Genomic DNA, 9,300 nt, shown 5'->3' with positions numbered 1-9,300 from the left:
CTCTCGGATCTGCCGGTCGGCGGTCTCAACCGAGAATCGCATCGACAACGGCTCACTTCCGAACGCGACCGAGCATTCGAGGCGCACGTTGACATCGATCCAGCCGGTACCGCCGGGGCGTAGCAGCCGAGACTTCCCGGTGCCACGTACGAGGACGCCAGGTCCTTGACCAGTAGCTGCACGAACCGTAATCGGCGCAGGGCCGGCGTTGACAACTGCGAGTTGCCCGTCCACCTGGAAGACGTCCTTGACGTCGGAACCCCCGCCACTGACCGAAGCGGGGAAGGCCACCAGGGAGACGGAAGCGTTCCGCTTTCGCTCTTCCCGCGAGTCCCGCAGCTCGCTGACACCGACGCCACCAAGCACAATGCCAATCACGAACGCAGCGACGAGCCGTGCATTCATCTTCTGTCTGGCCACGCGGCGATCAGGGGTGGCGCCAGCCGACGCCGCCGACTGGTGATCGCGCTCGTCCAGGTCAATCACACGCTCCGGCGACATGGTGTCACAGCGTAGGCCCTCTTGACCGCGCCCCCGGCCGGCCGTGCGGCCATCCGTTCCGCAAGACCATCTGCAGAAGCCAGCGCTCCCCGACGAGGAGACCCACAGCGCGTTGATGGTCAGCTCCGCCGGTATGCCTGCAATGCCGACAGAAGCAGGTCCGTGACCATCGCAGGCTTGCGTGACCATCGCCTGGTGATCGGCGTCTCGGCGGCGGAGCTGGTACCCGCATTCTTCCGCCTGGTCTGCGGCGGACTGGTACGCGGCGCTCAGCTGGAGGTAGATGTGCTTGGCGGCGTTCCACGCCCCGCCCGGCGCGGGCAACACCCCGGAGAGGATCTTCCACGGCAGCTCGGGTAGGTCGTGTAGTACCTGGTGCCGCTGGCGGGGATCGGGCAGGAGGTCGTGGATGGAGTTGGCGGGGAACCAGGTGTCCCACGTCGGCAGACGGCCCGACACCGTGGTAGGTCCCTATCGGTCCGCTGGGTTAAGCAGGTACGACAGTCCAGTGATCTCCACGATTCGGCGCACACGTTCACTCGGCGAGACGGTGAGGTGGCGACCTACGTCGTGTGCGGCGTTGTAGGCGTAGACGAGCGTGCCGAGCACGGTGGAGTCGATGAAGGTGACCGCCGACATGTCGATGTGCAGGCGGGTGAGGCCGGGTCGCTGAAGCTCGTTGGTGATCGCTTCGCGAATGTCCCGGTCTGCGGATAGATCGAGTTCTCCGGACAACATGACCGTACTGGTGTCGTCCAGTCGGTCGATGGTGTGTTGCCAGAGCGGCACGTGCATCGGCGCATCGTATCCGCACGACGGCTCCCGCGCCCGTGGGCCGTATTCGAGTCGGCGACCAGACCGCAGTTCTGCCTAACCTGGCACGGCGAAGTCCATCGGCCGGGCCCACCACGGTCGCCACGAGTCTGGTGCCACGCTTGGCTCCAGCCGTCCAGGTTTCGGACTGGCCATCGCGGCGTCATCCCGTCCTTGGAGGCCATCGACGCTGGGGTGGGTGCACGAGCAGTCGGTCGCCGAACATGCCGTACGCGACGTCGGTGTCCCGCTCGAGCACCCGCCGCTAACGCTACCGGCGCCCCGTTACCTCACCGGATCACGAGGTCTGGATCCGTACGTCATGTAGCTGGCGGTTCCAAGGATGAACAGGCCGGTGGCGACAGTCCAGGATGCTCCGCTGCTGGAGGGCTGGACGGGCCAGGCCCAGATCGTTGCGGCCGTGTTGCCGTGGCGGGGTGCGGCGGCGTAGACGGCGGTGATGTAGATGAAGGCTGGTAGCCATGCCAGGCGTGCGCCGAGGAGCGCTGCGGCGCCGGTGAGGAGGCCGACGCATCCGAGTGTGTTGCGGATCAGCGCGTAGGCGCCGAACACGTGCGGCTTGTGCAATCCGGTCAGGCTGAGGGCTGCGGCGATTGCGAGGGCGGCGAGGAGGATGTGTCCGGCACGCCAGGTGCGCCATGGCAGTGGTGTGCTGCGTTCGAGGTCCTCGTCGGCTCCGTTCAGTGTGGGCCCGATCAGCAGTACGGCGAGCAGCGGCGCGAGTGCGACAACCGGGATCCGGGCGGCAGGCCCGTCGAAGTAGGGGCGGCTGGCGAGCCAGCTCCCGCCGGCCCAGGCGAGCAGGGTGATGACGGTGAGGCTGGCCGCGAACGCGGGTCCGCCTCGGGCGGACAGGTGCAGCGCGAGGAGTCTGCGGCTCACAGCTGCCCGAGCCGGATCAGGGATGGACCGTCGCAACGACCGGCCGCGTCGAGATAGGCGGCGAACCAGGCGCGCTGTTCCGGAATTGGCAGTGCGCGGAGCCGAGCGAGGGGCGTGTCGGCTGTCGGCGGCTCGTCGAGCATCCAGGCGGTCGCCAGGGCATCGGTCAGGTAGACCTGTTGGTCGACTTCGCGCCGTCCAGAGGCGTCCATGCAGGCTGGGCGTGTGACCTGGCGGAAGTCCGCGCGGAGTTGGTCGGGGCTGGTCAGGCCACCCAAGGCGGTCGACTGGTAGTTGAGGTTGAGCCAGACCGTCTCGTGGTTCTCTCCGATGGGCTGCCCGTCTGGCTGGGCGGCTTGGTCAACCGCCCGCCTGGGTGCGCCGGGTATTCCGTCGAGGTGGGCGAGGATTGGCTGTGCGACTGCGGTGACGTCGTCGATCAGGAAGGCGTTGATCCTGGACAGGCAGACCTGGGGGCCGGTGGCCGTGCAGACAAGTTCGACGGCTGCTGGGTCGGCCGGTAGGCGACGCGCCGCCGGTCCGGTGATGATGGGTACCGCGACGGCGATGGCGAGTCCGCCTGCGAGGATCGCCGTGCGGCGCAGCCGCGCGGCGGCGGCGAGCATCAGGGCCGCCACTGCCGCCAGCCAGGCGGCCTGCAGCGCGGTGACCCGGACGGGGACAAGCCGGTCGGCGGCCCAGCCGCCGTAGACGGGGGAGAGCCAGGCGGCGGCCCTCCCGGCCCAGTATGTGGCGATTCCCAGTCCCAGATACGCGGCCAGACCGGCGATGGGCGCCACGACCCGCAGCGAGAAAATCCGGCCGACGAACACACCGAGGGCGGCGGCTGCGCCCAGGGCGAGGATGCCGACGGCCAGGGTCCACCACCAGCCGCCGCCGGTGTAGGTCGCGACCCGGGCGACCAGCACCGCCGCCCCGGCGAATGCGACCAGCACGCCGGCGGTGCCGGCCAGCGCGACGGCCAGCCAGGCCACCAGGAGCGGCTGCCAGCCCGGCCGCGGGGCAGAGGCGAGCAGTTCGTCAATGTCGCGCCGTCGTTCCCGCCCGGCCTGCCACGCCCCTGCGGCGATCATGAGCGCACACAGGATCAACATCGACATTCGCAGGTAGTTGGCGAGACCGGCCCACCGGCCGCCCCAGTCGTCCGGGTGCACCGCCAGCATCCACACGCCGGCGCCGAACATCGCCAGCGCGGCGAACGGTGCCGTTCCCCGCCGTACCTCGACCCGCAGCGCGCGCCTCACCGTGGTGCCGTCCGCGCGCCGCGCAGGACCGCTGTGTAGCCGCGTTCGATCGGAGAGTCGCCACTGTCGCTGTCCCCGCCGGTCCCGATCAGCTCGTCGGGCAGGCCGGTGAAGACCAGCCGCCCGCCGTCGACCACGCTGACCCGAGTGCACGCCGCGACAACGTCCTCGACCAGGTGGGTGCTGACCAGGACGACAACGTCGAGGCCCACCTCCCGCAGCAGCGCCCGGAACTGCACCCGCTGTTCGGGGTCCAGACCGGCGGTCGGCTCGTCCAACAGCAGCAGCCGCGGGTCGTTCACGATGGCCTGGGCGATACCAGCGCGCCGCAGCATCCCGCCGGACAGCTGTTTCATCCGGTCGTCGGCGCGGTCGAGGAGCCCGACCCGCTCGATCGCCCGGTCCACCGCGAGGGGGATCCGCGCCGGTGGCATTTCCTTCAGCCAGGCGAAGTACTCGACGAACTCCCGCACGGTGAAGCGTGGGTAGAAGCCGAAGGTCTGAGGCAGGTAGCCCAATCGGCGGCGCGCCTGCCGCAATCCTGAGTGATCGTCGATGCGGTGGCCGAGCAGCCGGACGTCGCCCCGGTCTGGTCGCAGCACCGTAGCCAGCACCCGCGTCAGTGTCGTCTTGCCGGCGCCGTTCGGGCCGAGCAGCCCGTGTACGCCCGGACCCAGCTCAAGGTCCAGACCGTCGAGGACCACCCGCTTGCCGTAGCTGACCCGCAGGCCCTCAACACTCACCGTCGTCATGCCGCTCGTCTCCCCACATGCTCCCTGCGCGCGTACATCAGCGCCGCGGCGACCGCGGTGACGACCAGCCACACCGGGCCGCTGGATACCACGACCGTCACCCCGCCCATCGGCGCCAGGACCACCACCGCCCACAACCCCGCCACCAGCAGGGCGGCGTGCGCGGGCTCGACCAGCGAGCCGAACGCCAGCGTCAGGGCGGTCAACCCGACGCAGGGCAGCAGCCACATGCCCGGCGTACCGGTGCCCGCCGCGGCACCGGCGAGCACCGCGACCGGCGCGGTGACCGCGAGCACCGCGAGGGTGCGCCACAGAACGATCCGCAGCCCACCGTGCGGGGTCCCCGCGACCAACTCGTGCAACGGATCGGTCCGCGGCCCGTACGACGCGGCGGTACCGAGAACCGGCAGGGCCGGCGCGATGAGCAGGAGCAGCCACGGCGGGATCACCGCCGGCACGACAGCCACAGCCGCGGCCAGCAACCCGGTCACGGCAACCGCAAGCAACCACGCCCCCCGAGCCGCGGGCCCGCCACCCACCAGCACCCTGATGCGCCGCCATCGGGTCGCCCGGCGCACGCGCCCCTGAGCCGGCAGCCGGGACCCGAATACCATCCCGACTGTCTGCACCAGCCGCACCCCAGACGCATCGAGGGCGATGCCGGATCGGCAGGCCCCGCACCGGTCGAGGTGCGCCTCCACCGACCACGCGTCAACCTCGGCGAGACGATCCTCGACGTACGCCGCCAGCACCCGGGCATCCAGGTGAAATCCCGTCACGACAACGCCTCCCTCAGCTCGCGGCGGGCCCGCATCGCCCGGGTCTTCACCGTGCCCTCCGGCAACCCGAGCAGCACCGCAGCCTCCCGCACGCTCAACCCGTCGAGCACCGTCGCCTGCAACACCGCCCGCAGCTCCGGAGCCAACCGGTGCAGCGCACGCTCCAGATCCGCGTCGTACGCCCCGGCCATCACCTCCTCCTCCGCCGACGGCGACCACGCCAGAATCTCCTCGCCCGGTGACCCCACGCTCTGCGGGCGGGCCAGCGCACGACGCCGAGCGTCGATCAGCCGGCGGACCGCGACCGCCCACAGCCAACCCACCACCGCCCCGTCCCCGCGATAGCTGGCCGCCGCCCGCCACACCGTCAGGAACGTTTCCTGCAACACCTCCCGGACCAACTCCGGATCCCGGCACCGGCGGCGCAGCCGCAGCACCAACCACGGCGCGTTACGCGCATACAACACGTCGAACGCCCGCCGGTCACCCTCACCGATGAGGCGCAACAGCTCCCCATCGCCCACGTCCATCACGCAAGGTTAGGACGCATCACCGTCCGAAACGGTTCTCTTCGACGACGCCAGGCGCAGCGCGCCACCGCTAGCCGCTCGGAATCATTAAGCTGCACGAATGGCGGCGTGTCCCGAGCTGACCACGCCGCGCCCCCGCACGGGGCGCGGTCACGGTCTCTCCGGGGCAACCCCGGGGACGTCACACTCACCTTGGCACCACACCACAGGTGCGTCGGCACGCTCCGCGAGCCTGTGCACCCGCACGACCGGGCATCGTCGGGACACGCCGCCACCGCACCCGGCCCGGCCGTGACCACCGTCCGCGCCCTGACCACCGCGCTCGCCGACGCGTTCCTCGCCGACGGCGGCTGGCACCGCCCCGATCTCGTGAACCGCGGCGGGCTCGTCCTCGGCGTCCGGCGGCGCTGGCTGTGGCCGATCGCCGACGCGGTCCTGGTCGCCTACCCGCACCCACCACGGGACCGGCCCCGCGAGCTGGCCGCCTTCCTCGCCACCCTCGAACCGCTTCGCGGCGCGGTCACCGCCGCCCGACAACACGGCCGCCCAATCGTCATCCGCGCCCGCCCCGTGGCGCCGACCCGCACCGTACGCCACCCCTGGCACACCCCGGCCATCGACGACATCGGCGCTCTGGCCTCAATGCTCGACCTGAGCACCGAACACCTCGACTGGTACGCAGACCGGCGCGACATGAACCGCCGCGCCACCGACCAGCGGCTGCACCACTACCGCTACCAGTGGACCGACCGAGGGCGGCTCATCGAAGCACCCAAACCCCGGCTGCGCGCCCTGCAGCGGCGGCTTCTGGCCGAGGTACTCGGCCCGATCCCCGTACACCCCGCCGCGCACGGCTTCGTGCCCAGCCGCTCCGCGCACACCTTCGCCGCCGCTCACGCCGGGCAGCCGGTCGTCGTCCGGATCGACCTGCTCGCCTTCTTCACCCACATCCCCGCCACCCGGGTGTACGGGCTGCTACGCACCGCCGGCTACCCCGAACCCGTCGCCCACACCCTCACCGGACTGTTCACCACCCGCACCCCACATACCGTCCTGCGTCACGCGCCCGCCGACCTGCCACACCGGTCGGCGCGACTCGCGGCCCTGCGCACCGGCCATCTGCCGCAGGGCGCGCCGACCTCACCCGCACTGGCGAACCTGTGCGCCTACCGCCTCGACCGACGCCTGACCGGCCTCGCCGACGCCTTCGCGGTCACCTACACCCGATACGCCGACGACCTCGCCTTCTCCGGCGACCTCACCAACCGGCGCACCACCGACCTCATCGCCGCCGTCACCACGATCGTGCGCGACGAGGGCTTCCGAATCCACCCCGACAAGACACACGTCCGCAGCCAAGCCGACCGGCAACTCCTCGCCGGACTCGTCGTCAACCACCGGCCCGCCGCACCCCGCGACGAATACGACCGCCTGCGCGCGATCCTCCACAACGCCACCCGCACCGGCCTCCAAGCGCAGAACCACACCGGCCACCCCGCCTTCACCGAACACCTCACCGGACGCGTCGCCTGGATCGCACACCACCACCCCACGCGCGCCGCAAAGCTAGCCAGGCTACTGGACCAAGCACTCACCGCGCCGGCCTCACACTCTGGGAGGAGGCGAGGTCGGCTCTCCAGCTGAGCCGAAACGTCGGCGGGGCTGCCTACAGTCGATGTTTCTGCTGCCCACCATTGAGGACCTGAGATGGCGTCCGACGTCGATGCATCCGAGACCGAACTGTCCGTACCGATCGACTACGTGCCCGGAGCCCGCGGTCACGGGATCCTCACCGTCGGCCGTGACAGCGACGGCGCCGACGCCCTGGCCATCTGGCGGCTCAGCCCCACCGGACTCGCCGGCGGCGCATGGGTCGTGCGCTTCGAGGAAATCCAGCGGGACCCCGAACAACTCGGCCGGATCGTGTGGATGCTGCAGGACAGGTGCCTAGTCGACTGGACCGCCGATACGCCGACCGGCATCCTCGACCAGATCGCCCACCTGTTGCCGACCGACCTGGTCGCCGCGCTGCGACACCACATCCTCACGATCCCCGATCTCCTGACCGAAATCATCGAGCACCGCGCCAGCTACGCCAAGGCGGTAGAGCGGCATCGCACCGTGACGAAGTCGAAGCTCGCCCCGCTCGCCTGGGCCACGGAGATGCCGGACCCGGAGGTACTCATGCAGCGAGCAGGCACCCAATCCGCGGCCGCGTCGCCGGTCGCCGCAGCCGCCCTGGCGCTGACCTCGGTTGTCGCGACGACGGCCCAGCTGTGGCAGGACACGGAGCAGGCGCGATACCGCCGCACCTATCTGCGTTCCCTTGGTGAGCCGCAGCCGCTGCCCCCGCGGTGGCTGGCGCGACTACGTGCGGCCGTCGGCAGCGCCGCCGTGGCACCGGTGTAGGGGGAGGGCCTTCATGTACGCGGTCATCGACCTCGAAACCACCGGCTTGCGTACAAGCTGGCACGACCGCATCGTCGAGGTTGCCGTCGTGCACGTCAACGAGACCGGTAAGATCACCGACGAATGGTGCAGCCTCGTCAACCCCGACCGGGACCTCGGCCCGCAACTCATCCATGGCATCTCCGCCGCCGAGGCGAGACGGGCCCCCCGGTTCGAGCAGCTCGCCGGCGATCTTGCCGGGCTGCTGCGCGGCCGGGTGCTGGCCGCGCACAACCTGCCCTTCGACGCCTCCTTTCTGCTCGCCGAGTACCAGCGAGTAGGAATCCAGGTGCCGATCGACCCGGCGAACGGCCTGTGCACCATGCGGCTGGCTTCGCACTTCCTGCCGTCGGCCGGGCGCAGCCTGCATGACTGCTGCCGCACGGCTGGGCTACCGCCGTACCGGGCGCACTCCGCGCTGCATGACGCCCGAGCCGCCGCCCAGCTGCTCGGCCACTACCTCACCGCAGCCGGGAACCCACCTCCTTGGGCGGCCGCGGTGACGGCGTCCGCCAGGCTCCCGTGGCCACCCATGGCCACCGAGCAGGTAGTACCGGTTCACCGTCGCGCTGCCGGGCACCGGGAACAGCACTTCCTGGCCCGACTGATCGATCGGCTGCCCCGGCTGCACGAGCCTCAGGGCGATGCCTACCTGGATCTGCTCGACCAGGCGCTGCTCGACCGGCACATCTCGGCCACCGAGGCCGACGCTCTCGTCGCCACGGCGGAGGCGTTCGGGCTCGCCCGCGCCGATGTCGAGCACCTGCACCGCGCCTACCTCGCCGGGCTGGCGCAGGTCGCGGTCGAAGACGGCGTTGTGACCGCTTCCGAGCGCCACGACCTCGACCAGGTGGCCGGGCTGCTCGGCCTGCAACGCACCGACGTCGACGACGCCCTGAACATCGCGGCAGCCAGCAGCATCCCCCAGCAGCGCCGCCGAACCGACACGTGGAGGCTTCAGCCCGGCGATCTGGTGGTCTTCACCGGCGCGATGCAGCCACCACGGTGGGAGTGGGAAGAGGAGGCCAGAGCAGCAGGTCTGCAAGTGGGTGACAACGTCACCAAGAAGACCCGCCTCCTCGTCGCCGCCGACCCCGACACCATGTCCGGAAAGGCCAAGAAGGCACACCAGTACGGCATTCCGATCGTGCATCCCACCGCCTACAAGCGGATGCTCACCAACCTGGCGGCACCGACCTCGGCGCCCTAACTGGCACACCTGCGAGGCAGGCCCCCTCACCGGCGCCAGCCTCGGCCTTGGGAAGGTCAACAGTTGCCGATCCCCGGAGTCGGGCTGCCTGATCTTGGC

The 9,300-nt window shown here is 70.5% G+C and carries 10 protein-coding genes; 3 read left to right on the top strand and 7 right to left on the bottom strand.

Going from position 1 to position 9,300, the window contains the following annotated elements; genetic code table 11:
- The 7 genes from FXF52_RS33560 to FXF52_RS33530 all read right to left on the bottom strand — a co-directional run.
- A partial coding sequence (locus FXF52_RS33560) for a hypothetical protein (protein WP_222870822.1) occupies positions 1–960 on the bottom strand: 960 nt, incomplete at its 3' end.
- A 12-nt stretch (positions 961–972) separates the two neighbouring features.
- A complete protein-coding gene (locus FXF52_RS33555) occupies positions 973–1,296 on the bottom strand; it encodes an STAS domain-containing protein (RefSeq protein ID WP_148803216.1) in 324 nt (107 codons plus the stop codon).
- A gap of 303 nt (positions 1,297–1,599) precedes the next feature.
- Positions 1,600–2,217 (bottom strand): hypothetical protein, encoded by a 618-nt coding sequence (locus FXF52_RS33550; RefSeq protein WP_148803214.1) that lies wholly within the window; start codon positions 2,215–2,217, stop codon positions 1,600–1,602.
- On the bottom strand, positions 2,214–3,482 hold the full coding sequence (locus FXF52_RS33545) for a hypothetical protein (RefSeq protein WP_148803212.1): 1,269 nt from the start codon (positions 3,480–3,482) through the stop codon (positions 2,214–2,216). Before FXF52_RS33545 ends, FXF52_RS33550 begins: the two co-directional genes overlap by 4 nt.
- Entirely contained in the window at positions 3,479–4,234 is a 756-nt protein-coding gene (locus tag FXF52_RS33540; RefSeq protein ID WP_148803210.1) for an ABC transporter ATP-binding protein, read from the bottom strand. The genes FXF52_RS33545 and FXF52_RS33540 overlap by 4 nt, the downstream gene beginning before the upstream one ends.
- Positions 4,231–5,013, bottom strand: coding sequence for a zf-HC2 domain-containing protein (locus FXF52_RS33535; protein ID WP_148803208.1), 783 nt, complete (start codon positions 5,011–5,013; stop codon positions 4,231–4,233). Before FXF52_RS33535 ends, FXF52_RS33540 begins: the two co-directional genes overlap by 4 nt.
- Positions 5,010–5,546, bottom strand: a complete 537-nt coding sequence (locus tag FXF52_RS33530) for an RNA polymerase sigma factor (protein ID WP_148803206.1) — start codon at positions 5,544–5,546, stop codon at positions 5,010–5,012. The genes FXF52_RS33535 and FXF52_RS33530 overlap by 4 nt, the downstream gene beginning before the upstream one ends.
- Positions 5,547–5,834: 288 nt before the next feature.
- On the opposite strand from FXF52_RS33530, the gene FXF52_RS33525 reads away from it, so the two are divergent.
- The 3 genes from FXF52_RS33525 (at position 5,835) to FXF52_RS33515 (ending at position 9,201) form a co-directional block, all read left to right on the top strand.
- Positions 5,835–7,187, top strand: a complete 1,353-nt coding sequence (locus FXF52_RS33525; RefSeq protein WP_222870821.1) for a reverse transcriptase family protein — start codon at positions 5,835–5,837, stop codon at positions 7,185–7,187.
- A 63-nt stretch (positions 7,188–7,250) separates the two neighbouring features.
- Positions 7,251–7,952, top strand: a complete 702-nt coding sequence (locus tag FXF52_RS33520) for a DUF6218 family protein (RefSeq protein ID WP_148803205.1) — start codon at positions 7,251–7,253, stop codon at positions 7,950–7,952.
- 13 nt (positions 7,953–7,965) lie between these two features.
- Complete coding sequence (locus FXF52_RS33515; protein ID WP_148803202.1) at positions 7,966–9,201, top strand: exonuclease domain-containing protein; 1,236 nt, start codon at positions 7,966–7,968, stop codon at positions 9,199–9,201.
- Positions 9,202–9,300: the final 99 nt, after the last annotated feature.

This window comes from Micromonospora sp. MP36 (assembly GCF_008119785.1).
Lineage (GTDB): Bacteria > Actinomycetota > Actinomycetes > Mycobacteriales > Micromonosporaceae > Micromonospora.
Note: the sequence above shows the minus strand (reverse complement) of the source record. Positions and strands in the feature narration are given on the sequence as shown.

Coding starts and splice junctions, on each gene's coding strand:
- FXF52_RS33520 (WP_148803205.1), top strand. CDS start 7,251: ATGGCGTCCGACGTCGATGCATCCGAGACCGAACTGTCCGTACCGATC.
- FXF52_RS33555 (WP_148803216.1), bottom strand. CDS start 1,296: ATGCACGTGCCGCTCTGGCAACACACCATCGACCGACTGGACGACACC.
- FXF52_RS33515 (WP_148803202.1), top strand. CDS start 7,966: ATGTACGCGGTCATCGACCTCGAAACCACCGGCTTGCGTACAAGCTGG.
- FXF52_RS33540 (WP_148803210.1), bottom strand. CDS start 4,234: ATGACGACGGTGAGTGTTGAGGGCCTGCGGGTCAGCTACGGCAAGCGG.